Source organism: Moorena sp. SIO3A2, assembly GCF_010672265.1.
Classification (GTDB): domain Bacteria; phylum Cyanobacteriota; class Cyanobacteriia; order Cyanobacteriales; family Coleofasciculaceae; genus Moorena; species Moorena producens.
The window spans coordinates 21,639-46,587 of record NZ_JAAHHC010000022.1 but is presented as its reverse complement, the minus strand read 5'-3'; the positions used below and the strand labels follow the sequence as shown (position 1 = coordinate 46,587).

The window sequence follows — 24,949 nt, the reverse complement described above, 5'->3', positions numbered from 1 at the left end:
TTAGAATTTGGAATTCACCATTCAACCTTAAACCTTGAACCTTCAACCTTAAACCTTAAACCTTGAACCTTCAACCAAACAACCTTCAACCAAACAACCTTGAACCTTCAACCTTCAACCTTAAACCTTCATAACCTTCAACCTTCAACCAAACAACCTTCAACCAAACACCTACCTTGAATCAACCAATTAATCTATTCGAGTACGAATCCCTAGCGCCGCAGTATCTATCTCCCATGGCACTGGATTATTACGCCAGTGGTGCTTGGGATGAAGTAACACTGCGAGAGAATCGTGCAGGGTTTGAACAGATAAAACTTCGTCCTCGGATGTTGGTGGATGTTAGTCAACGAGATTTAAGCACGCAAATCCTAGATCAGTCTCTGCCCATACCGATTCTGGTTGCTCCCATGGCATTCCAATGTCTGGCCAATCCAGAAGGTGAATTGGCCACAGCAAGGGCTGCAGCTGAGGTAGGGGCAATCATGGTGTTGAGTACGATGTCCACCAAACCGTTAGAAGCTGTAGCCCTAGCTGGCAAACAGAGCCAACAGAAGCAGGAGGCAACATCCGAGATCAAAAATCCCTCATGGTTTCAGCTTTATGTCCATCGCGATCGCACTCTCACCCGTAGACTTGTGGAACGGGCGGAGGCAGCTGGTTTTAGTGCCCTTTGTCTGACCGTAGATGCACCAGTGTTGGGGTGTCGGGAAAGGGATCGACGCAATCAATTTACTCTACCGGTAGGGATGGAACTGGCTAATTTAGCGACAATGACTGGTCTGGAAATTCCCAAAACCGCAGGAGAATCGGGTTTATTGAGCTATTTTGCCCAGCAAATTGATCCAGCACTGACCTGGCGGGATCTGGAATGGTTACAATCGATCACTACTCTACCGGTGTTAGTCAAAGGCATTTTGCGAGGAGATGATGCTCTCAAGGCATTGGACCATGGAGCGAAAGGAATCATTGTATCGAATCATGGGGGTAGGCAATTGGATAGTGCGATCGCGTCTATCGATGCCTTACCCGAAGTGGTCGCAGCCGTGGGAAATCATCTACCGGTATTAATCGATGGGGGTATCCGCCGAGGTACTGATGTGCTCAAAGCCCTAGCCTTGGGTGCATCAGCGGTGTTGGTAGGTCGTCCGGTGTTATGGGGATTAGCTGTAGCAGGAGTTGCTGGAGTACGCCATGTCTTGCAATTGTTACGAGATGAATTGGATATAGCGATGGCCTTAAGTGGCTGTACTAAGGTCAAGGATATTGACTCTAGTTTGGTTAAAATTAAAGATTAACAATTTAATTAATAAATTAATAATAGGTTATAAGACCTAAAAACTAAGCCAAACAGTTTAGCAATATCAATGAATTGGTTGAAGTTATACCAAGACTGTGCATGTTAAATTTTATGACACAAGTATTAGTTATTGGTAATATTCTGATAATATTCCTCTAAATTCCTGGCACTGATCAGGGTTAGGGTCAGGGTTAGATAAGCTTTGAGCGATTTATCTATTGGAAAGTGATATCAGTAAGTAATTATTAGTCTGAAATCCGAAAAAGAAATGAGGAATAAGCTAGCCACTGTCACCCTTAGTATTATCTTATCCTTAACGTTTACTTCAGCCAGTTTAGCTTTTCGGCAAAATTCATCCCACACCTATGCTACGCATTAGGATGTGGGATGAATTTTGCACAGAGTCTTTCGGATCGGGGAAGCGAGCTATTAAGCTTCTTATCAACTCTGATTGGGTCATTCCGCGTCGCTCTGCTTCTTGTGCTAGCTGTCTTTTTTCAAAATTGGTAATCCTAATTGTTAGTTTTTGATTTTTCATTATGACTTGACATTTGGCCGTACATTCACTATAATATTACCAGGTCGATAAACAAAAGGGCAAGCACAATGAGAACTGCGTACCAATACCGGCTAAAACCGACAAAACATCAACAGGTCAAAATATATCATTGGCTGTCAATGCTTTGCGCTCAATACAATTACTTATTAGCTGATAGGTTTAGTTGGTACGAGCAAAATCGTTGCTCAATCAATGCTTGTCCCCTTGTTTGCCACCTTCCCGAACTAAGAAATAATCCAGATTATTTCAGCCAGAAAAAGACTTTACCTAACCTTAAAAAGACTCGTCCTTGGTATAAGGAAGTACATTCTCAAGTGCTTCAGGATGCCGTTAAAAGGGTTAAATTAGCCTTTGATAGGTTTATTAAAGGGGATAGCAACGGAAAACGAAGCGGAAGACCTAGATTCAAGAAGCAGCATCGCTACCGAACTTTTACTTATCCTCAAATGAAGGAAGGATGCTTAGATGGCAATCTGATTAACCTGCCAAAAATAGGTAAGGTAAAGATTGTGTTGCATCGACCCATTCCTGATGGGTTCAAAATCAAAACGGCCTCAATTACAAAAAAGTGTGACGGCTATTACTTGGTTTTGTCTCTAGAAGACGCGACAGTCCCTGAAGTTAAACCTGATATCAATCCCGATTCAATAATTGGTATCGACGTCGGTCTTAAGGACTTTTTGACTACATCCGAAGGAGAAACAGTAGAAGTCCCCCAATATTATCGGAAATCTCAAAAAAGATTAAAAGTTCTCCAAAAGCGGGTATCTCGAAGAAAAAAAGGAGGAAAGAATAGACTTAAAGCTATTACGCAACTCGGTTTACAGCATAAAAAAGTAGCAGACAAGAGAAAAGACTTTCATTTTAAGACCGCTAAATATTTACTTTCAAAATACGATGTAGTAGCTCACGAAAAGCTAAACGTAAAGGGATTAGCTAAATCCCGACTGGCTAAATCTGTGTTAGATGCGGGTTGGGCAAGCTTTCTGACAATCCTGGCAAGCAAAGCCGAAAATGCTGGCTTGTTAACGGTTCCAGTAAACCCTAAAAATACTTCACAAAATTGCTCCAACTGTGGCAATAAAGTTCCAAAAAAGTTGCATGTCCGGTGGCATGATTGTCCCCATTGTGGATGCAGTCTTGACCGAGATCATAATGCAGCTATCAATATACGAAATAGAGCGGCAGGGCAGTCCGTTCTTAAAGCCCAGCGCCTCCTAAGGGATGCCCGGATTGGCTGGGAAGCCTACACCGAACCTAAAAGGTCGGTGTAGGAGCTGTCACCTGAAACAGTCTTGTCAGAAATTAAGCGCACTGGTGTTTTGAAAGTAGGAATTAGAAGAGATGCCCCTCCCTTTGGTTTTCTAGACCAAGACAAATGGCAAGGCTACTGCGTGACTAAAATGTATTATCTAGCCAACCATCTCGGTGAAGTACTCAATAGACCTGTTCGGTTCGAAAAAATTCCATCTGTTCTAGACGAAGACTCCCCTAACAATCGTTATGGGATGGTAGCAAATGGCAAGGTACATCTAGATTGTGGACCCAATACGATCAAAAGTGCTCCACCACTATCAGGAGTTACTTACTCCACTGCTTTTTATTTTTCCGGGACACATTTTATAATCAGACCCGAAATGAAGGGTATATTCAAACCTGACAGTTCCCTAGCTGGTGAAACAATTGGTGTCCTTCCTGGTTCAAATACACATACTTTAATCTCCAGCACCTACCCATTAGCTGAAATAGTAGACACTCCTTACAGAAGCTCTAAGGGTCGAGAATTGGCTGTAAGAGATGTTGTCGAACGGGATATTGATGCTTTTGCCAGTGATGGCATGCTCTTAATGGCAGAAGCCTTAAGACAAGGGCTGACATTCCAGGATTTTACCTTAATTCCTGACCGACCGTTAAGTTGTGATTTTTACGGAATAATTTTACCAGATCAGGATACAGAATGGAAGACAATAATTGATAAATTTATTACTAACTTAAGGTGGGAGATAATTTTGGAAAAATCCTTGGGTGTTAACTCTATTTATTACCAAGGTATACGACAAGCTGCTTATGATAAATGTGCTAACTAAATCGCTTACTGCTGAATAATTAATACTTAAAAGCCTATTTTTGATTATTCAAATAGACGCTTAAATAGACGACTATGTTAAACCCATTCTTTTGGATTAAGCGTGCTTCCCATCGCCGATGGTTTTACCTGCTGATTCTGGTAGTTGTGGCACTGGCTCTAGGGGTAGGGTTACCCAATACCTCATCAGCATCTGACTCCTGTGGGTTGGATGGTGATGCAGGAATTGAGATAATTCAGTTAATCACCATTTCTGATCAACAAGAAGTAGAGCTGGGTAAGTGTTTGAATCAACAAGAAGTTGATCAAGGGCTGGAGATTTACCGCGGACGCGAAATCACTGAATACGTCCAAGACATTGGTAAGAGATTAATCCCCTATAGCGATCGCCCCAATTTTCCCTATACCTTTCAAGTAGTCAGGAACAACGATATAAATGCCTTTGCCTTGGTGGGTGGCTTTGTTTATGTTCATACGGGCTTGCTCAAAGGGGTAGAAAATGAAGCTGAGTTAGCTGCAGTGATAGCTCACGAAATTGCTCACATTACCAGCAAACACAGTATCGAGAGGCTGCGCCAGATTATCAAAGACAACAACTTTAGTGAAATCGAGTATGGAACAATTATAAATCTTCTTGAGGATATCGCCTTTTCTCTTCCCCGAGGACGGCAGCAGGAATATGAAGCAGACCGCAAGGGAATAGAAATGTTGCACGGTGCTGGCTACGCTCCCTCAGGAATGACTGGATTTCTCCAAAAATTAACCAAAGGCAATACACCGGCAATGCTAAGAACCCACCCAGAACCAGCAAAACGCCTTGATACTCTCAACGAAATAATCAACAAAAAAGGTTGGAATCCCAATGGTGGTGATGGCTTAGACAGTGATGCTTACAAACGCAAAATCGAATCTCTACTAATCGAGTAGGTGAGCTAGCTATACTGACTGGCTGTAATTGAATCATGGGGGTCGGCAATTGGATAGTGCGATCGCGTCTATCGATGCCTTACCCGAAGTGGTCGCAGCTGTGGGAAATTATCTACCGGTATTAATCGATGGGGGTATCCGTAGAGGCACTGATGTGCTCAAAGCCCTAGCCTTAGGTGCATCAGCGGTGTTGGTAGGTCGTCCGGTGTTATGGGGATTAGCTGTAGCAGGAGTTGCAGGAGTACGCCATGTCTTGCAATTGTTAAGGGATGAATTGGATATAGCCATGGCGTTAAGTGGCTGTACTAAGGTCAAGGATATTGACCGTAGTTTGGTTAAAATTAAAGATTGACCAGAGTAATTAACGAATAACTAGTCACCAATAATTAATCACTAATAATACATTTTGCTTAGTAATATCAATGACTTGGCTGACATTCTAGAAATAATAGGTATGCTATCTTTGATTAGAAAAATCAATATATAAATTAGTATTTATTGGTAATAGTTTGATAGTATCTCACTAAATTACCGCCACTGATCAGGGTGATGGTAAGAGTTATATAAACTTTGAGATTAATCTATTTATCTATTGGAAAGTGAAATAGGCAACTATTGTGCATCATTACCTAGGATAATTGCCAATTTCAAGCCCTAGGGCTAGTTGACTGGCGTTGCTGATTTTGGGTATGGTTTCGCCCCCCTAGCCCCCCAATTCTGGGGGGAACAAGAGTTTCAAAGTCCCCCAAAATTGGGGGATTTAGGGGGCTTTAGCAAAACCAAACGATCGCGCTTCATACTTTAATTCAGCAACCCCAGTTGACTAGCTTTAAGACTAGTAAGTAATTATTATTTTCAATAATAGCAAGGCTACTCCGTGAATAAAATATATTATATAGCCAACAATTTTTACCTATAAATCCAGAGCTATATCAATTTTTTATCAAAGTAAATAGGGTGCTATTACCAAAACACTAAAATCCTAAAAAGACCGAAAAATTAATGAAACTACCGAACTTATTAACCACCCTCGGTGTAGCATCCATTATCACCACTTTAGCCATAGTAGATATTGCCAAACCACTGGAAACCTTTGCCTATACATCTCCTAATCAGTCAACCAGTGAAGGGATAGGACAAAGCAATGATTTTTTGATTGCATCTGGACGTAGTGCAAACTTTGAGGATGGAATATTTTCTGTACGCCTTCCGGAAACAGGAACTCTGGGACAAGAGCTTGATAATTTTATATCTGCTAATCCTAGTTTCAATGTTGAGTCAAAAGAGAAGTGGGTTAGTAACATCAAAGTCTTTTCTATGACCAGAGGTTCTATTAGTAATGGAAGTGTACCAATCACCGCTAGATGGTCTGTTCGATTATGTTGGAGCACTACTTTTGCCTTAAAGAAATGCGTTGGCGGCTGGATAAACAAAAGTGAGGACTTTGAAACGTCATGCTCTATCGGGGCACAACCACGCTATCTTCGTTGCAGAATGCCAGGGAAAGTTAGTGAATTGGTAAGAGAAGGTAGCATTTCAGTTAACTAAAGTTTATCGATTATTATCCTAATTTTACTAATTAAAAACTGAGCTGTTTGTCCTAAAAGCCAATCCCAAGCTATCGACAGCTATCGCACCTTTACATTTAAACCAACCTTACCCAGCGCCATAGCTTAAGCTTGGCGTCTGGTAGTTTACAACTGTTTTAAATTCCCTCAGCTTTGTTACTACTAACTGACTCTAACAAATTTAATCTAACTTATTTAATTTAGTTTTCAGACGAGTGCGCACATATTTATATACTGTGGCATAGGGTATATCCATGCCACACAATCCCTTTAACCAAAGTTGCACTTCCCCATAACTACTAAATCCTTCCGATTGTTGTAATTTAACTCGTAATTTTTCCTCTACGTCTAGGGGGATATTTATTGGTCTACCTGGCTTTTTTTTATGCTCTAAAAACGCTTACATTCTACCCCGACGATATAGACTAAACCACTCTGATACCTTGGTGCGGTGGCATCCTAAGTGCTTTAAGTTTTTCTGGAGATTCTTTAATTTCTAATTAAAAAAGAGAAATGCTATATATTAACCTTTCTTGCCTAATTCAAGTATAGCATTATTTGAAAAAATTCCTAGAGCACAGGGAAGAGGGCATAGGAAACACAGAAGATTATCAAACAGAGACAAGGATGTTTTTGTTATAGCAGTCTAAGAGGATATCTCCCAAGTTTTTTGATACTGAATTTTGCCCCCCTAGCCCCCCAACTTTGGGGGAAGAGTCAATTTGCTTCTAAAAGTCCCCCAAAATTGGGGGATTTAGGGGGCTTGGATGTAGCAAATGGGACTTCTCAGACAATCTCTAAGCAAAGCTTAGGATATATTTCTTTTACCTGCTCAAAAGTCCCTGGTCCCGACTCCCTCAAACAATTTGTTACAAAATTTTTCAAAATATGTTATAATAAAATATTTTTGTGCTATAGTATAAGGGTGGGCGCTGAGACGCCCAGAGTCAAGAGCTAGCCCGGGGAGAGTCCAATACCTACGGGCTAGCTCTGGCTCCCCTATAAAAAGGAGATACTTTAATGATGACCTATTCTGAACGCCTTCATCCGTGGGTGGTCATTCGGCTGTTACCACAAATGCAACGAGTTGTTGTTGCTCGCTTCCGCAATCGATCGGATGCCGAAGGACATTTATGGGCCCTGAAACGATTGATGCCGGATGCAGAATTTATAATTGTTTTTGATGTTGGTAATAATCGGATCGATGAGGAATCTTAGGGGGTAAATCTCATGTAGCGGTTTGGGACTTTAATCACCATTGAGTTTGATGATCGATTTGAAAATGGTCTAGCTATCAATCCTTAATCCAATTCTCAGATATCACTCACCTTGGTTTCATGTTACCCCCTCACCCTAAGGTTAGGGATTCCAGGCACAGCTTCTGATGCTGGGGTTGGGCAGTTGCGTAGGGTGCCAGGTGCGTAGGGTGCGTTAGGGGCGGACTAATTCTGATTTTTCCTATCCTAGCCAGCCTTGGGATAGTCCGTCCCGTAACGCACCACCCACAGGCTCGCACTCATTAGGTTTGCAGTGACATCTAGGCAGGGAAAGCACGATTATGAATAAATTACTTAAAATAGCCCTCAGCACTACTTCCTTAGTCGGGCTGTGTTTGATGGCACTAGTCGTACAAGCCGGGAGCTGGGATAATTTCAAACTCCGTTACTTCCATCTCACTGCCTATCTCCACAACCAAGACCAAGAAATCACTGACCTCCAAAAACAAAACCTTAATCTAGCCAAATCCACTCGCATTAATTTAACGGAACTCCTCAATGGTGGTCCCCCAAAAGACGGTATTCCTAGTATCGATAATCCCAAGTTTGATACGTCTCAAACCACACCATTTTCTAAAACAGAAACTGTGATTGGTGTGGTAATTAATGGAGAAGCCAAAGCCTATCCTTTTGGGGTCATGAATTGGCATGAATTGGTGAATGACACAGTAGGTGGCCTTAATGTTAGTGTATCCTATTGTCCCCTTTGTGATACTATAGTTGCCTTTAATCGCAGCAATACAACCTACGGTGTTACAGGCAAACTTTATCAAAGTTGCCTAGTAATGTATGACCGTGCCGATGATACCCTTTACTCTCAACCTTGGGGGATGGGTATTATTGGTGCTAAAGTCAATCGTAATCTTAAAACAATTCCCGCTATCAAAACTACTCTTGGTTCTTGGTTAAACAAGTATCCCAACAGTAAAATTCTATCCACTAACACAGGTCATAACCGGGCTTACTTCAGCTATCCCTATGGTAGCTACTATACCGATAAGCAAATTATTTTCCCAGTCAGGAATCAACAACGACTTACCCTTCATCCCAAAGCTATTGTTAGCTATGTGTGGGAAGCGGATCAACAAACCCCTAAAAACCTATTTTCTGGGGCTAGCTATCAATTTGTCCATGACCAATTAAAAAAAGTCGGCGAAAAAGTTGTAGAATTCAATGGTCGTCCCATTAGAGCACGTTGGGATAGCCAACTCCAAACTGTATTAGTAGAAGAATTCGACGGCACTCCCATCCCCAGTTCTACTGCTTTTGCCTTTGTGTATGCAGCTTACTTTGGTAAATAACGTTATAGACAAAGGACTTAACCCAATTGAAAACTGCAATAACTCATGACTAATATAGCGGTTTATATCCTCATTAGTTAAACAGAATTTTTTCCCTGTTACCTGTTACCTGTTACCTGTTACCTGCTCCCTACTCCCTACTCCCTAAAACCAAAATATTTGTACCTCACCCAATTAAAAACCGCTATAACCATGACTAATAACCACAATATCTTAGTAATTATCCCTGTTCTCAATGAAGAAACCACTATCACTGGGGTAATTAAGTCTCTTCAATCCTATAATTTGAACAATATTCGGGTAGTCGATAATGGCAGCACCGACAACAGTATTATTAAAGCAAAAGAAGCCGGTGCCGAGGTAATCTGTGAGCCTATTCCTGGTTACGGTCGAGCCTGTTGGCGGGGATTGCAGCAACTAGACCGAGATATTAATTGGATATTATTCTGTGATGGCGATGGCAGTGATGACTTAAGTTATTTACCCCAGTTTCTAGCTGCTAGGAATAAGTATGACCTAATTTTAGGTAACCGCCGCGCCACAGTAGATGGACGTAACGCGATGACCCCAGTGCAAAATTTTGGCAACTGGCTAGCTACCTTCCTGATCGGTTGGGGTTGGGGACACTGGTATCAGGATTTAGGACCATTGCGGCTAATTCGCCGTTCAGCTTTGGATGAAATCCAAATGCAAGATAGAGGGTTTGGCTGGACAGTAGAAATGCAAGCCCGTGCGATTGAATGTAGTTTGCGAATCTGTGAAATTCCTGTTGGTTACCGTCGCCGACAAGGGGGACGCTCGAAAATATCTGGTACCCTTTCTGGTAGTGTCCAAGCAGGAACAATAATTTTGATGACTTTAGGTCGTCTATATCTACGTCGCCTTAAGCTTAGCCACGCAGATGGGACAATTGCTAGAAGTGTTGAAAAGGGAATAGGGAATTTCCATCAATCCTAGTTTCACATCTCAAATGAAAACGCTATATATATGGCTTAGTTCTCTACTCCTGTTGTTAGGTTGTATCTTGATTGTACCTCATGGAGATTTCCGAGAGGTGGGAGCTGTGCCTCGATTTTGGTTAGGTATCAGTGTGATTAGCTTAGGTTTTCTGTTGTCTTGGGGATTAAGCGTCTATACTAGATATCCTGCGGAAGTTAGCAACAGTAAACTTGGGATTTCCCAACAAGCAAAAAGAATTAACAACAGAATTAACAACAACAGTATCAAGACCAGACTTTGGCAAGGAGTCTACAAAGGATTTACTAAGAGGATATCTGAAAAGTTTTTTGATACTGAATTTCGCCCCCCTAGCCCCCCAAATTTGGGGGGGACTAGAATCCAATTTGATGGCAAAAGTCCCCCAAAATTGGGGGATTTAGGGGGCTTTAATGTAGCAAATGATACTTCTCAGACAACCTCTAAATCTCTTAGTATAAAGTACTTACGAAAACTCAAAACTCAGCACTCAGGACTAAATTTTTGGAGTACTACTATCCTCAGCAGGCTGCTACTGCTACCAATGTATCCTGGAGATGATGTATGGCGCTATCTATGGGAAGGGTATATTCAAACATTAGGGTTTAGTCCATACCATTTGCCACCTAATGCTACTGAACTGATTCCCTACCATACGGAATGGTGGTCACTAATCAATCATCCTACTGTTTCTGCTATCTATCCACCAGTAGCGCAATTAGGTTTTCGGATGTTAGCGCTGATTGACCTTAAGGTTTGGTTATTCAAAATTGCATTTATCTTAGCTGACTTATTAATCTGTTGGTTACTCAGTCGTCGATTTGGTTATCACCAGGCAATTTTCTATGCCTGGAATCCTTTAATAATTTACTCCTTTGCTGGTGGTGCTCATTACGACAGTTGGTTTGTTTTCCCCCTAGTTGCAGCTTGGTTAGTCTTTGACCGAAAAACAGAGAGTTTAAGGCAGACAGAAATAACAGAAATAGAGGAAAAGTTGGAGATTGGAACAGTAGCAGAAAAATCCTCATTTCCTAACCCATTGATGTCTTCATCGGATCACTCCCTGACCTGGTGGCACTGGATTGCTTCGGCTTTGCTGGTAGGAATTAGTATGGCAGTGAAGTGGATGTCTTTGCCAATTTTAGGGTTTCTGACCTGGCAAGCTTTCCGAAAAGTAGGGGTAAAACTAGCAATAGTAGTGCTATTGTGCGGTTTCTTACCTTTTGGCATCACTGCTCTCCAATTTTGCTCTAGTGGAGAATGTCCTTTGATTCCTACTGGATCAGTGTTTGTGTCCCATGGTCGCAGTGCGGAATTGATTCCTTATATTGTTAGCGAATATTGGGAACCCTCTCGCTGGGTTAATTGGATTTATGCTTTTCCCCTAGGCTTAACGGTAAGTTGGCTAATTTTGCGATCGCGCAATTTTCAACAATTCACCGAATGGTACTTTTTTTCCCTGCTAATCCTATCTCCGATTATCCATGCTTGGTACTTCACTTGGATAATTCCTTTTGCTGTTCCTTATCGGAATCTGGGAGTACGTTTAGTCAGTATCTCTGCTTTTATTTACTTTGTACTTCAGCATCGCATGGCTTTAGGTAACTACAGCTGGTATCTAACTCCTCAGGAGCGATGGTGTTTATGGTTACCCTTTGTTTTGGGTTGGTTGTGGACCCATTACCGCAATCCTAATGTTGCTCTCAACCAAAACTCAGATTGATTAGCTTTAATCAAAATTGCCTAGGTCAAGGTAAGCTATCAGCTATCAGCTATCAGCTATCAGCTATCAGCTATCAGCTATCAGCTATCAGCTATCAGCTATCAGCTATCAGCTATCAGCTATCAGCGATTAGCGCTACGCGCACGCTTCTTGAGGTGCTATCAGCTTTTGAATAAAACAGGTAAGCATTGCTTTAATCTGAGTTACATCTTTTGAATAAAACAGGTAAGCATTGCTTTAATCTGAGTTACATTAGCTGACGGCTGACGGCTGACGGCTGACGGCTGACGGCTGACGGCTGACGGCTGAATGCTTACAGGTCAAGCATCTTATCAGCTAAGTCATCTGAATTACTATGAATACATCCAAGAGATTACTAACCCTAGTTCCAACCCTGATTATCCTGACAAGTTGTACACTTTCCGTACCGATAAATAAAGCACCAGCAAAAGAGTCCCAAGTACAAGTAAATAGAGGCTCTGACACAACTCTATTGAATTATGACGACTATGCTACTGTCCTAAAAACCCATGTCAACAATAAAGCGCTAGTTAATTACCAAAAATTGCAGCAAAATCCAGAGCAGCTGGAGACATTTAATGCCTCCTTAGGTGCTGTTGAGCCTAGCACCTATCAGTCTTGGGATGAAGCAGAAAAAATTGCTTTTCTGATAAATGCTTACAACTCCTTTACTCTAGAATCCATTATTGACCAAAACCCGCTCAAAAAGAGTATTCGGGATATTAAAGGAGTCTGGAAAGGACGCGAATTCAACATTACTGGAGAATCTAAAACCTTAGATAATATTGAACACAAGACACTGCGTGCGGAATTCAACGAACCCCGAATTCATATGGCTTTAGTTTGCGCCGCTATCAGTTGTCCTCCCTTAAGAAACGAACCTTATACTGGGGAAAAAATCGATCAGCAACTGGATGACCAGACACAGAATTTTCTAGTTAGTCCCCATGGCTTTCGTATTGACCGTCAAGAAGGTAGCGTATATCTTTCTTCCATCTTTAAGTGGTTTGGGGAAGATTGGAAAAAAACCTATGGTGTCGATGACAAATTTACTGGTAACGCCAATCAACGGGCGGTGTTAAACTTTATCAGTAACTACCTTAGTCCAGAGGATCAGGAGTATCTTGAGCGGGGGAATTACAAGATAAAATATCTGAACTATGATTGGTCTTTGAATAAACAATAAGCTGTTAGGAATTTTTATGCCTAACAGCAAGGTAGAATGCAGAATGCAGAATGCAGAATGCAGAATGCAGAATGCAGAATGCAGAATTGACAAGAGTTTCAGGGGTGGTTTCCTGATTTAATAAAAGGCAGTTTAAATGCGGGACAGCTTAACCAATAAACAATAACCAATTAACCGGTTTATTGATTAATCATTATCGGTATCCGTGTAGGAATTGTGATAATTTTTGTTCCCTGTTCCCTTTGCTATCAGGATTTGTTATGGTTTGTTATTTTTTAAGACGTCTTTGGTAACAAGGCTAATCAAGTGGTATATTCCGCATTAATCCGGACATAGTCATAACTCAAATCACAACCCCAAGCCTGACCAACACCATGACCATTGCCCACATTAATCTGAATTAAAACCGTATCTTCTTTAAGATAAGCACCAGCAGCAGCCTGCTTGAGATAATCACTAGCCTGTTGACGGTCAAACCCTAAGGGTTGACCATTTTCCATCAGCAACACATCCCCTAACTGAATCCGCAGGTTTTCTTGCTCAAAGGGTACTCCTGCACGGCCAGCGGCTGCGGCAATTCTGCCCCAGTTTGGGTCTCGTCCAAAGATGGCAGACTTGACCAAGGATGACCCAACAATCGTCTTAGCAATTTGACGAGCCCCTTTATCATCCGGTGCGCCAGTGACTTGGACTTCAATCAAACAGGTTGCCCCTTCTCCATCCCGTGCGATCGCTTTTGCCAAATGCTGACATACTGCTGTCAGCATCCCCTCCAACTTCTGAGCTGCTGGTCCCATTTCTGTAATTGCTGATGTTCGGGACTGACCATTAGCCAAGGCAATTAGAGTGTCATTGGTGCTGGTATCCCCATCTACCGTAATTTGATTAAAACTTTTATCCGCTGCCCGCTGTAACATCTCTTGCCACAGGGAAGTAGAAACTGCAGCATCACAAGTTACAAATGCTAGCATAGTCGCCATGTTGGGATGAATCATACCAGATCCCTTAGCCATACCACCAATCCTGACCGGACGGTCATCAATCATGGTTTCCATAGCAATGGATTTAGTGACTAAATCCGTGGTAATAATCGCTTGAGCTGCTGCATCGGAACCAGTTTCGGATGCTTGTGCTACCAATTGGGGAATTCCTGACAATAGAGCATCCATCTTGATACGTTGACCAATCACCCCTGTCGATGCCAACAAAATCGAATTAGGAGAAACATTGAGTGCTTCACCCAAAGCTTTAGCACTAGCTAGAGCATCCTGCCAACCCTGCTCACCCGTTGCTGCATTGGCTTGTCCAGCATTACACAAAATAGCACGAGCACTAGCTTTAGCTTGTAAGCGTTGACGGCAATAATCTACACAAGCAGCCCGGACATGACTGGTGGTGAACACCCCAGCTGCGATCGCATCCACCTCTGATAATATCAACCCTAAGTCTGGCTGACCCGAAGGTTTTAAACCTGCGGTAATGCCTGCTGCCTGATAGCCCCTGGGAGCTGTTATCCCACCACTAATCTCTTGCCAGTCCGACATGATTCCTCCATTTAAACCATAATTCATGCCCAATCCGGGATTATACCAAGTCTTCTGGACTTACGCACCAAGGGTATTGATCTGTAGCTTGATGTGTAGCCGTAATTTCCAGAATTGCTATAAAATCTCAAAACTTTACAAAAAAACAAAAAAAGGGGTTACACCCCTCATACAAAATAGTGTATATTTTGATATGTAGATGCACCCTGATGATCGGGAGGGTCACGACAGTGACTCTCCTTTTCTTTGTTATTTGTTATTTGTGATTGGTCATTAGTGATTGGTGATCAGCAACAGCTGGCAAGCCCGTTACCTCAATCACCCTTGAGCTTCTTGCCCAAAATTTGGTTAGTCAGCTTAGGATCAGCTCGTCCGCTAGTTTTCTTCATCACCTGTCCCACAAAGAAACCTTGCAGCTTGGTCTTACCATTGCGATACTGTTCGAGTTTCTTAGGATTGGCAGCCAGTACCTCATCAATAATGGTTGAGAGTTGATCCGGGTCAGAGATCTTAATCAAACCCTTACGTTCCACCAGTTCCCTAGCAGAACCACCTTGAGACAGTAATTCTGGCAAAATCTCCTTGGCAATCTTACCACTAATGGTGTCATCATCAATCAAGTTAATCAGTTCTGCCAGAGTATTGGGTTTCAGAGCAATCTCTGTAATAGCCAGTTTCTCAGTCTTAAGATAAGCAGCAATATCTCCCATTACCCAATTTGCGGCTTGTTTGGGATTAGCATTAGCAGCAACACTTGTTTCAAAATACTCTGCCACTTGACGATCATCCGTCAACACCCGGGCATCATAGGCAGAAAGTCCCAGTTCACTTTCATAACGATGCCGCTTCTGGGCAGGAAGTTCTGCTAGCTCACTGCGCCATTGCTCTAATTGTTCCGTTGACACTTCAATCGGTGGTAAGTCAGGTTCAGGAAAATAGCGGTAATCGCTAGATCCTTCCTTAGTCCGCATACTAATGGTGCGTTGACTACCCTCTTCCCAAAGGCGAGTTTCTTGAATAATCGATTTTCCAGCTTCCACAGCTGCGATTTGCCGGTCAATTTCGTACTCAATCGCCTTCTGGATAGCATTGAAGGAGTTCATATTTTTGATTTCAACTTTGGTGCCAAACTCCTTTTGACCCACAGGACGTACAGAGATATTGACATCACAACGCAGGGACCCTTCTTGCATGTTGCCATCACTGACACCGATGTAGCGTACAATCCGACGCAGCTCTTGAGCGTATTCTGCTGCCTCTTGACCAGAGCGCAGATCCGGTTCTGATACTATTTCAATCAGGGGTACCCCAGCACGGTTGAAATCTACTAGGGAGTAGGTAGAACCAGCCAGTCGGTCACTACCAGCATGAACCAGTTTCCCTGCATCTTCCTCCATGTGTAGGCGAGTGATGCCAATCGTTTTACGGATAGGATTACCGTCATCATCGGACACTTCAATTTCCAGTGAGCCATGCTCAGCAATGGGCAAGTCGTATTGGGAAATCTGGTAGTTTTTGGGTAGGTCAGGATAAAAATACTGTTTCCGGTCAAATTTGCTGTAGGGAGCAATCTGGCAATTGAGTGCTAAACCCGCTTTGACAGCATACTCTAGTACCTTTTGATTCAGAACCGGTAACACCCCTGGCATCCCCATACAAATTGGGTCAATATTGGTATTAGGGGTAGCACCAAATTTTGTGGAAGAGTTAGAAAAAATCTTGGTTTCGGTACTAAGCTGACAATGGGTTTCTAAACCAATGATTGCTTCGTATTGAGTTTTAGCTGGTGCAGCAGTAGTCATTGGATGTTATGATTAAGGGTTAAGTTTATTGATGGAACTTAGGGCATTTTTTGTCCACTATTCCCATTAATGTACACTATTTCATTAGCTACAGCGTCAATCATTGCAATTACTGGCAGGATTCAAGTTAACAATTTTTAGGTAACTTTTGATGTTTCCAGCTTGGTAATTGTTCGACCTTTTTACATACCATTATTATAGCAAATGTGTCTTACGCTATAATGTCGTAAGTGTAATGTTAAAGGGCTTTTTTTAACTAAATACTTACGTTTAATGGCTAGGCTAGCTGATGAAAATTAGAGACTGTTTATAAAGTAAATCTTAAGACAGCGATTACTTGGTGAATATTGGTGGGTTACGGCGGACAGCTCTGTTAATAGGTGAGCTTTTCTCTTGGTGCGCGTTCACCCTTGTCGGGAAACCCGACCGGGGTCGCACCGCAATCAGCTCATCATCTTTCCCTGTCGTGATCAGGAGTGTAGCGATATCACAGAATCATCTTAATGTCCAGATCACCCGGCTGTTTTTTAGTCAGCGATTTTAGATTAATGTGACTAAAGATTCGACAGAAAACAAAGGTCTTTCATAAGCTAGGCGATGGACGCGCGTCCCGCTTTCAGCGAACGCATATCAGCCTGTGATCGCCTTTCATCAAGCAATCATCCAGTGATCTTATTAGGTCAAATCAGGGGTAAGCATGACTAATCGACAAATCCCACTAACAGAAGACTACACTCGCCCTTGGGCTCTTATGCGTCTACTGCCTAAATGCCAAAGGTACACAGTTGCTAGGTTCTTTAATCGTCAGGATGCTGATAACCATCTCCGATTTTTGGATCGGTATATGCCAGAAGCAAAGTTTGAAGTAGTTTTCGATCTGCCTATCAATGAGGATACTAATCAGGTGCTGTAACACGTTAACAATAAATAACATCGGGCAATAACATAGGGTGTAGGTAAACCTATGGTTTTCAAGGGCCGCCCCATAGCTGATTAGGGTTTAACCTACTAAAAACTCATTCTGAGCTGTTGCTCCTAATACCTTGCCCTAACCCTTAACATTAAATTCGACAGGGTATTAGGTACCTATTGATGAGATTGCAAAAATCCTGAAATTCTCTCCACTGCTCTTTCCAAAACTTCTGGTTCCTGTACTAAGGCAAAACGCACATAGCCTTCACCAGCCTTGCCAAAACCAGCTCCTGGAGCAACAGCAACCCCAGTGGCTTCTACCAAGCTAGTACAAAATTTCACTGAGTTCCCTGCCCAAGGTTCTGGCAATTTTGCCCAGACATACATAGTGGCTAGTGGCACTGGCACTGACCAACCAATCCGGTTTAAAGCATCGACAAAGGTATCCCGTCGCTGTTGATAGGTGGTGACTACAGGTTTAACAATGTCTTGAGAACCATTCAACGCTGCGATCGCACCATTGAGAATCCCCCTGTATTGGTTAAAGTCAATGGCCGCTTTCACCTGCCGCAAAGCTCGAATCACTTGAGCATTACCGATAGCATAGCCAATCCGGAAGCCTCCCATATTGTAAGACTTGGAAAAGCTAAAAAACTCAATCGATACAGTTTTATCTGGGTCTGCTTGCAAAACTGAGGGAGCAACAGAGGTGGGATTAAGGCTTTCTGGGATTTTCCCGATCTGCTCCCCATTCCCTGTGGTATCTTCAAAAACGATATCAACGTAGGGAAAATCGTGAACTAATACCAGATTATGGCACTGACAAAACGCTACTGCTTCCTGAAAAAAAGATAAGGGTGCGATCGCAGTAGTGGGATTATGGGGATAACTCAACACCATCATCCGTGCTTGAGCTAGCACTGCCTGGGGGATATCCTCAAATACAGGCAAAAAATTATTTTCTGCCAATAGGGGCATGGGATAAATCTGACCACTGGCTAGGTGGACACCACCGGCATGGGAAGGATAGCCTGGGTCTTGTAGCAGAGCAAAATCCCCTGGATTAAGCACAGCTAAAGGTAAATGAGCTGTGCCTTCCTGAGAACCAATCAGTTGTAGCACCTCAGTTTCTGGGTCAACCGGAATACCGAATTTTTTAGTATACCAGCTAGCTGCTGCCTGACGAAAAGCTTTAGTACCATGAAACAGCAAGTAACCGTGAGTGCTGGGATCATACAACGAAGCTTCAATCGCAGCACACACATGCTTGGGAGCTGGTAAATCGGAAGACCCTAATGATAGGTCAATGATTTCTTTCCCAGCAGCTGCCAACGCTTTTGCCTGATCCATATCGGCAAATACATTTGCTTGCAGGGGTTGTAAACGTTGGGCAAACTGCATTTTAATCTTTAGTCTTTTTCTTTTGTCTATTCATGCACGAGTCTTTCCCATCGGTTGCGCTGGCATTCCTCCCATTGCCCCTTACTTCCCTAATTTAAATTCTCATCCAGCATAGTCTGCAATTTAGCTTTGCTAATTGCTCCTTCATGGGATTTGGCTAGCTCACCATTTTTAAACAGTCTTAGAGCAGGGACACCCTCTACCTTGCACTTGGCAACGGCATCTTTATTTTGGTCTACTTCCATCTTAATGACTTTTAAGCGATCGCTATAATTTTCCGCAACCCAGTTTATTGATGAGGATACTAAGCGGCATGGTCCACACCAAGTTGCCCAAAAGTATACCAGTACTGGCTTCTCGGCTTTTAAAACTTCGGCTTCAAACTCTTGATCTTCGATTGTAATCACATTACTCACAACGGTATCCCCTCAAAATACTAGATTAGACTGCATTGACACAATCTATATATTAATTGCTTGAACTTTCCCCCAGCTCAAGCATGGGGGATTATCAACAATTGTTACGATATGGGCGTAGAGCCGCATCTGGACAGGTTGAGTATAGGATATTTTACTATGACTGAAAACATCATACCGTTTGCATAATATTAAAACTTCCTTGAAAAAGAAGTTTTAATCAAGCCGTCGGAGTTGTCAGCCTTTATGCTTTATCGGCTTTTATAAAATCGAAATTTATACAATTGCACAAAAATTTGCACAAAAAAACGGGTTAACCCGCTATACAATTGGTCAACCCGTGAGCTTGGGAACGCCTAAATGGACTACTTTTGTAGCACCAACTTAACGTTGGCATTGTTTAGGCCACGCTGCTTGACTTCTGCCAAGGTCTTGTTAACGGCATACTTCTGGTTGATGGAGTTGATCAACTCGGTTTGGTTGTGCTTCTTCGCCACACCCCAAAGGTCACCAATCAGGTCAAAGGTGCCATCACTGTTGCGAGACCAACCTAGATCATATTCGCCTTCGAGAACGGCAACCAAGTCAGCGCGAACTCGTTGACCATTGTAGCCGCGAACATCAGCTTCTGTCTTAACATTGATTCCCAGGTCACACAGGGAAGTCTTCAGGATTTCGGCATCGGTGATTTTAGTGCGCAGAGTGCTAAAGTGAGACATGTGGATTTCCTCCAGAAAAGGTATCAGAGAAAGGACAACGTAGCGTTTTACTTTTATGGCTAGCCGCCCTCAACAATTACAAGCGGCTACTTATCAAACTGCTAGCAATTTTTTGCTAGCCTTTACTCCTGTTGGGAGCAGGAGAAAGCCTGTTAGAACTCCATACGCTGATATTCAGCTACGGAGGATGCAGCAGGTCGCGCGCGTTGCCTAGCCCAGTCCCTCAGGGCTGCAACCTGCTCTGTCATCGTGCGCGATAGAGGCTGAGTTGATTTAATCGCGGCAATAATATCCAGTTGAGTAAACTCCCGGTCTTGAGCAAATGCCTCGTACATCGCTGCCACCAGGGCTTGTTCAATCTCAGCCCCAGAAAAACCTTCAGAAACCTTAGCTAACTGTTCAATGTCAAAGCGGTCAATATCTCCACGCCGCTTTTTCAGGTGAATTTCAAAGATTTGCTGGCGTTCTTGGGTGTTGGGTAAATCAACAAAAAATATCTCATCAAAACGACCTTTGCGCAGGAATTCTCCTGGTAGGCGCTCCACTCGGTTGGCTGTCGCCATCACAAAAACTGGTGAGGTTTTTTCTTGCATCCAGGTCAGGAAAGAACCAAAGATTCGACTTGAAGTACCCCCATCAGAGTCAGAAGAACCACTGCTACCAGCAAACGACTTATCAAGCTCATCTATGAAGAGAATAGCTGGAGAGATTGATTCTGCCGTCTTCAAAGCATTGCGCAGGTTGGCTTCCGAGCGCCCTACCATCGAGCCATCGTATACCCGCCCCATATCCAGGCGCAATAGTGGCAGACCCCATAAACGAGACGTAGTTTTGGCAATCAGAGATTTACCACAGCCAGGAACCCCTAGAATCAACATTCCCTTCGGTTGAGGCAAACCATATTCTCTCGCCCTCTCTGTAAAGGCATTAGAGCGCTGCTTTAGCCAACGCTTCAGTTCCTCTAACCCTCCTATAGAATCGAGGGTTTCATCTTCTTCGATATACTCTAGGATACCGTTGCGGCGGATGATCTGCTTCTTCTCGGATAGAACAATATCGACTTCAGCTTCGGTGAGACGACCAGCTTTAACGTAGGCTTTGCGATAAACCTTCTCTGCTTCATCCCGGGTCAAGCCTAATGCTGCTTTGAGCAGCTTTTCCCTAGTTTCTGTAGTAGTTCGACGAGTTTTGCTCTGATCCAGTTGGTGGGATAGGACTTGGTTAAGTTCCTTAAGGTTTGGTAGGGGAAAGTCAAGCACGACCACTTCCTTTTCCAACTCAATAGGAATCTGCTGCACCGGGGACATTACGATGATAGACTTTTTAAGAGACTTCTTAGCTTCCTCCCTAAAGCTTGCCATCGCATCCCGCAACCATCGGGTAGTTGCTGGTGCATCGATAAAGGGATGTAAGTCCTTAAAGATGTATATACCAGGTTCTTTTTGTTGAATTACCCACTGAACTGCTGCCTCAGGAGAGACCGTATTGTGCTGAGTGGTGTGGCGCGATTGACCATACTCAACAATCCCGTGAGTGACGGTCCAAACAAAGACTCGTTGCTGTTGAGACTTCCTTTGAGCAATCATTGCTATTGCCCTCTCTGCCCGCTCCTCCTCGGGAGTCACGAGGTAGATTAGAGGATATTGAGCTTGAATGAGAACGTTTATCTCTTCTTGCATAACTCTACCTAATATTAGAGACGGCTTACAACTGCCCAAACATCTTCAACTGAACCACTGAGCTAACTAAGTCTGCTCTGGGAGTAGATTAATTTGTCTACCTTAACTTTGGCTACCTTAACAAGGAACCAATTCCTCTTCTCCGTGAGAATCGGTAATGGAGCATACTTTCGCTGTTACCTTTTCTACTGGGAGTTCTTCCGATATCACACCAGGTTGGTTTTTCAGAGCAACTAATTGTCCCTCTGAGAGAACCAAGTCACTAGAACACTCAGGACAGGAGTATACTTGATGGGTTTGTCCATATTGGTCTACCTCTTCAACCACATCTTGGTGTTCTATGTAGAATATAATCGCCCTCTCAACCATAGCTGACATTGATTCAGAATCAACAGCCGCTTTTATTTTGAGCCGACGGTGCAATCCTGGTGGAAGATAAAGAGTAACTTTTTGCTTGTCTTGCATATATTTTTTATATCGTTGTACCCGGGTATGTATTTAACCTTATCGGCTTCCTCTCTAGCTGTCAAGACATTAAGCTGCTATGACGGCATAATTGTTACATTACTTAATATTAGGGGGCGGAAGGAAGATGGTTATCTTATTGATATGGAATAGGATTTAGTTGGCAAGGGATGGAGCGCCCTCAAAGGTAGCGATGGTGAGGCCAACGACAATCTCCACGGGTCTTATAGCGCTACGCTTAGCGTGAGAAGGAACGAAGTCAGAAGTCAAAAGTAAGCGATTACTTACGTTTCGGAGTTTAGGAATGTCAAACATCTGAATGGGTAGTGCTATACAAAGTAAGGACTAACACCTAAGGCATTACCTTCAGTCCTCCACGACATATCAGTTGTCCAGTTGTGAGGGTAAGTTCAAGAAGCTCCACCTCTGGTCCTAAATTTATTAGAAACCCATCTAAGCTAATCGGGGGGGCATCAGGGTCTATCTGAACTTGCAAGGGGTTCAGTTCCAGTTGGTTGGGGGTCGCCAGTTGGATACCAGCACGAATTACTATCAGCTTGGTACCAACATCAGGATTAGTTGAAATGCCTCTTAAGGTCAGCTGTCCTATATTGATATTAATCTTTTGCCAGCGTATTTGTGGCTGTTTTGGGTCGTTACCGGGTTTAATGATATCATCTGATTTAAGGAATGTATATAATAACTCCGTCAAAGCGTTAGATAACAAGGGTGCTTCAAGAGATGATTGCAGGTCTGGTTCTAGGAGTAATAGCTGACCCACTACGGGAACTGGTTCTAAAAGACGTAGGGGTTTACCCTTAATTATCTGACCCAGGTTAAGTTTAATATTACTGCCTTCGAGCTGAATTTGGGTTAGATGCAGTCCTTGATAAACTGCTTGGTTGGCAGCAAGGGCAACCTGAGGAATGTAACCAGTCAGGATTTGGCGATCGCGTCCCACAATGCTTAGTTGCAATGTAGCAACTTCCTCTACTTGCGATCGCAGCCACAGCCGTAGCGCTGGGGAAATAACTTTGCTGATAATCTGGCTTGGCTTTTGCTTCGAGCTTTTCGGAGTTTTAACCAAAAGAACACCTTCTTGTACTATTTGTACATAGTATTTTGAAGTCGTTGTCTAATGGAAATCAACTCCTGGGCACACTATAAGCATAAGGCAAACTAAATTCAGCATCACCATAGTCCAGAAGACAAAGCTCAAGCCAAATGTTGGGTCATGGAGGAAAGAGTACAAAAAATTCTTTCACAGTGGGGTATTGCGTCACGGCGTCGAGCCGAGAAGATGATAGCCGCAGGACAAGTGCGCCTAAATGGTACGACTGTACATTTGGGGCAGAAAGCTGATCCAGAAACAGATGTAATCGAAGTGGATGGCAAACCGATAAACCCCTATCAGCGACCTCAATCTATCTACCTTTTACTGAACAAGCCTGCTGGAGTAGTTTCCACTTGCCGAGATTCCCGGAATCGTCCGACAGTAATTGACTTATTACCGGATAAACTAACCAAGGGTCAGGGGATTCATCCTGTAGGAAGGCTGGATGCCGATTCTACAGGTGCATTACTACTGACCAATGATGGTGAGCTAACATTTCGCCTGACCCATCCTAGTCATCACATACCTAAGACGTATCAGGTTTGGGTACGGGGTAATCCCCCAGAATCGGTCCTGCAAACTTGGCGTGAAGGTGTTAATCTGCTGGGTAAAAAAACGTTACCCGCTCAAGTCCGTGTACTTAAGCGTAAGGGTCAATCCACACTTTTGGAGGTGGTCTTAACCGAAGGTAGAAACCGACAGATCCGTCGTGTTGCTCAACTGCTAAGCTATCCAGTGATTCATCTACATCGTACTGCTATTGGCCCGATTAAATTAAATCTACCAGGAGAGCCAATTCTTCCTTGTGGTGACTACCGTGCCTTGAATGATGTAGAGGTGAGTTTTCTTACCAGTAAATCCACCATTGTTCAGTAAAAATGCCAGCAGATGTCGAGGAGTACCGTGTATGAATGAAAACAAAGTCCCGTTGCAGGAACAACAACAGAAGAAGCTGGCAGAAATGGGTTCATACCTGTGCCAGTTACGCACTCAACAGTCTAAAAGCATTGGGGAAATTGCCACTTGCACCCGAATTAATGCACGATTTTTGAGGGCAATAGAGCAAGGCAAGCTAGACCAATTACCAGAAGCTGTGTATGTTCAAGGGTTTATCAAGCACTTTGCGGATGCACTAGGCTTAGATGGAGACGAGTTTGCCAAGGCTTTTCCCACTGGGGTAACTGTACAAAGGTCAACACTTTCGTGGGGTAACAGTTGGATTCCTCAACTGCGACCGTTTCATCTTTATTTGTTCTACATTGGCTTGGTTATTGGTTCGGTGAGTGGCTTATCTGTCCTAATCAACCCTTCTAAGCCACAAATAACTGATAAGGAACCAAACTTGTCTCCAGCTCAATCATTACCGACACCCGGTAATTTAGATCAAACTAACTCGCAAGCGCAGTTAGCCTTAACCAAGATACCGTCCAGTCCACATAAGCCAGTTCAGGTGGATATCACTCTCAAAGGTAGATCTTGGCTTCTGATCGTGGCAGATGGCAAGAAAAAATATGAAGGCATCCTAGAAGAAGGAACCCAGAAGACTTGGGTTGCTAACGAAAAACTATTTGTTAAAGCTGGGGATGCTGGCAATGTAATCGTTGAGTTCAATAACCAACAGGCAAAGCAGATGGGGGCTCCTGGTGCAGTACAAGCATTAACCTTTGCCGCTAAACCTAGACCCTCTCTCCAGTAGTCAAGCTTTCTAGGGGAAAAGCATTAAATTCATCAATCTTAAACATTAAAAAAGCATATAATTGGGGGCAAAAACCTATAGATTTTAATAAAAAAATCGCAACCTATAGCATTTAAAATTAAAAATAGATTCATGAAAACCAATGCTGATTTACCATAACACGAAACAATTGTCGGCTCTCTTTCCTAATGTTACCTGTTACCTTTGTTAATCAATTAAATTTGAACATATCAAATTCAAATGCTATAGCACTTAACTTATATAAAGTCCAGTTAATC

The 24,949-nt window shown here is 42.9% G+C and carries 22 protein-coding genes and 1 pseudogene; 15 read left to right on the top strand and 8 right to left on the bottom strand.

Annotation, left to right across the window (positions count from 1 at the left end):
* The first annotated feature begins 176 nt into the window (after positions 1-176).
* The 12 genes and pseudogenes from F6K64_RS22770 to F6K64_RS22715 all read left to right on the top strand — a co-directional run bounded on the left by F6K64_RS22770 (position 177) and on the right by F6K64_RS22715 (position 12,923).
* The gene (locus tag F6K64_RS22770; protein ID WP_044491789.1) at positions 177-1,298 is read left to right on the top strand and encodes an alpha-hydroxy acid oxidase; all 1,122 of its coding nucleotides are present in this window, start codon (positions 177-179) and stop codon (positions 1,296-1,298) included.
* A gap of 608 nt (positions 1,299-1,906) precedes the next feature.
* Positions 1,907-3,133, top strand: a complete 1,227-nt coding sequence (locus tag F6K64_RS22765) for an RNA-guided endonuclease InsQ/TnpB family protein (protein WP_287266368.1) — start codon at positions 1,907-1,909, stop codon at positions 3,131-3,133.
* 21 nt (positions 3,134-3,154) lie between these two features.
* Positions 3,155-3,946, top strand: a complete 792-nt coding sequence (locus F6K64_RS22760) for a transporter substrate-binding domain-containing protein (RefSeq protein WP_287266367.1) — start codon at positions 3,155-3,157, stop codon at positions 3,944-3,946.
* 74 nt (positions 3,947-4,020) lie between these two features.
* Positions 4,021-4,872, top strand: coding sequence for a M48 family metallopeptidase (locus F6K64_RS22755; protein WP_287266365.1), 852 nt, complete (start codon positions 4,021-4,023; stop codon positions 4,870-4,872).
* Between the two features lie 31 nt (positions 4,873-4,903).
* Positions 4,904-5,224 (top strand): annotated as a pseudogene (locus F6K64_RS22750) (alpha-hydroxy acid oxidase); the annotation flags it as partial.
* Between the two features lie 650 nt (positions 5,225-5,874).
* The gene (locus F6K64_RS22745) at positions 5,875-6,420 is read left to right on the top strand and encodes a hypothetical protein (RefSeq protein ID WP_008177716.1); all 546 of its coding nucleotides are present in this window, start codon (positions 5,875-5,877) and stop codon (positions 6,418-6,420) included.
* Positions 6,421-7,463: 1,043 nt separating this feature from the next.
* Positions 7,464-7,658: a hypothetical protein gene (locus F6K64_RS22740; protein ID WP_008177713.1), complete on the top strand. Its 195-nt coding sequence runs from the start codon at positions 7,464-7,466 to the stop codon at positions 7,656-7,658.
* A gap of 340 nt (positions 7,659-7,998) precedes the next feature.
* Positions 7,999-9,018, top strand: coding sequence for a DUF3179 domain-containing protein (locus F6K64_RS22735; RefSeq protein ID WP_008177711.1), 1,020 nt, complete (start codon positions 7,999-8,001; stop codon positions 9,016-9,018).
* A 192-nt stretch (positions 9,019-9,210) separates the two neighbouring features.
* Positions 9,211-9,975, top strand: a complete 765-nt coding sequence (locus F6K64_RS22730) for a glycosyltransferase family 2 protein (RefSeq protein ID WP_008177709.1) — start codon at positions 9,211-9,213, stop codon at positions 9,973-9,975.
* 13 nt (positions 9,976-9,988) lie between these two features.
* Positions 9,989-11,716 (top strand): MptA/MptB family glycosyltransferase, encoded by a 1,728-nt coding sequence (locus tag F6K64_RS22725; protein WP_193374683.1) that lies wholly within the window; start codon positions 9,989-9,991, stop codon positions 11,714-11,716.
* Positions 11,713-11,892 carry a hypothetical protein gene (locus F6K64_RS22720; RefSeq protein ID WP_008177704.1) on the top strand — a complete coding sequence of 60 codons (180 nt, stop codon included), beginning with the start codon at positions 11,713-11,715 and terminating at the stop codon, positions 11,890-11,892. The genes F6K64_RS22725 and F6K64_RS22720 overlap by 4 nt, the downstream gene beginning before the upstream one ends.
* A gap of 179 nt (positions 11,893-12,071) precedes the next feature.
* Positions 12,072-12,923, top strand: coding sequence for a DUF547 domain-containing protein (locus tag F6K64_RS22715; RefSeq protein WP_008177703.1), 852 nt, complete (start codon positions 12,072-12,074; stop codon positions 12,921-12,923).
* Positions 12,924-13,225: 302 nt separating this feature from the next.
* Here F6K64_RS22715 and argJ read toward each other — a convergent pair whose 3' ends face one another.
* Together argJ and gatB are read right to left on the bottom strand one after the other, a co-directional pair.
* Positions 13,226-14,467, bottom strand: a complete 1,242-nt coding sequence (argJ, locus tag F6K64_RS22710; RefSeq protein WP_044491804.1) for a bifunctional ornithine acetyltransferase/N-acetylglutamate synthase — start codon at positions 14,465-14,467, stop codon at positions 13,226-13,228.
* Between the two features lie 314 nt (positions 14,468-14,781).
* Positions 14,782-16,269: an Asp-tRNA(Asn)/Glu-tRNA(Gln) amidotransferase subunit GatB gene (gene gatB / locus F6K64_RS22705; protein WP_008177699.1), complete on the bottom strand. Its 1,488-nt coding sequence runs from the start codon at positions 16,267-16,269 to the stop codon at positions 14,782-14,784.
* Between the two features lie 697 nt (positions 16,270-16,966).
* Here gatB and F6K64_RS22700 point away from each other — a divergent pair.
* Complete coding sequence (locus F6K64_RS22700) at positions 16,967-17,182, top strand: hypothetical protein (protein WP_008177697.1); 216 nt, start codon at positions 16,967-16,969, stop codon at positions 17,180-17,182.
* Positions 17,183-17,355: 173 nt separating this feature from the next.
* Here F6K64_RS22700 and F6K64_RS22695 read toward each other — a convergent pair whose 3' ends face one another.
* The 6 genes from F6K64_RS22695 to F6K64_RS22670 all read right to left on the bottom strand — a co-directional run bounded on the left by F6K64_RS22695 (position 17,356) and on the right by F6K64_RS22670 (position 22,948).
* A complete protein-coding gene (locus F6K64_RS22695) occupies positions 17,356-18,582 on the bottom strand; it encodes an LL-diaminopimelate aminotransferase (RefSeq protein WP_008177694.1) in 1,227 nt (408 codons plus the stop codon).
* An 89-nt stretch (positions 18,583-18,671) separates the two neighbouring features.
* On the bottom strand, positions 18,672-18,998 hold the full coding sequence (locus F6K64_RS22690) for a thioredoxin family protein (RefSeq protein ID WP_008177692.1): 327 nt from the start codon (positions 18,996-18,998) through the stop codon (positions 18,672-18,674).
* A 365-nt stretch (positions 18,999-19,363) separates the two neighbouring features.
* Positions 19,364-19,717, bottom strand: a complete 354-nt coding sequence (locus F6K64_RS22685) for a DUF1257 domain-containing protein (RefSeq protein WP_008177691.1) — start codon at positions 19,715-19,717, stop codon at positions 19,364-19,366.
* 152 nt (positions 19,718-19,869) lie between these two features.
* The gene (gene ycf46, locus F6K64_RS22680; protein WP_008177688.1) at positions 19,870-21,396 is read right to left on the bottom strand and encodes a stress-responsive protein Ycf46; all 1,527 of its coding nucleotides are present in this window, start codon (positions 21,394-21,396) and stop codon (positions 19,870-19,872) included.
* A gap of 117 nt (positions 21,397-21,513) precedes the next feature.
* Entirely contained in the window at positions 21,514-21,861 is a 348-nt protein-coding gene (locus F6K64_RS22675) for a slr0373 family blue light stress response protein (RefSeq protein ID WP_008177686.1), read from the bottom strand.
* A 352-nt stretch (positions 21,862-22,213) separates the two neighbouring features.
* Positions 22,214-22,948 carry an LmeA family phospholipid-binding protein gene (locus F6K64_RS22670; protein WP_008177685.1) on the bottom strand — a complete coding sequence of 245 codons (735 nt, stop codon included), beginning with the start codon at positions 22,946-22,948 and terminating at the stop codon, positions 22,214-22,216.
* Between the two features lie 147 nt (positions 22,949-23,095).
* On the opposite strand from F6K64_RS22670, the gene F6K64_RS22665 reads away from it, so the two are divergent.
* Positions 23,096-23,851 (top strand): pseudouridine synthase, encoded by a 756-nt coding sequence (locus F6K64_RS22665; protein ID WP_008177683.1) that lies wholly within the window; start codon positions 23,096-23,098, stop codon positions 23,849-23,851.
* A 31-nt stretch (positions 23,852-23,882) separates the two neighbouring features.
* Positions 23,883-24,671 (top strand): helix-turn-helix domain-containing protein, encoded by a 789-nt coding sequence (locus F6K64_RS22660; RefSeq protein WP_008177680.1) that lies wholly within the window; start codon positions 23,883-23,885, stop codon positions 24,669-24,671.
* Positions 24,672-24,949: the final 278 nt, after the last annotated feature.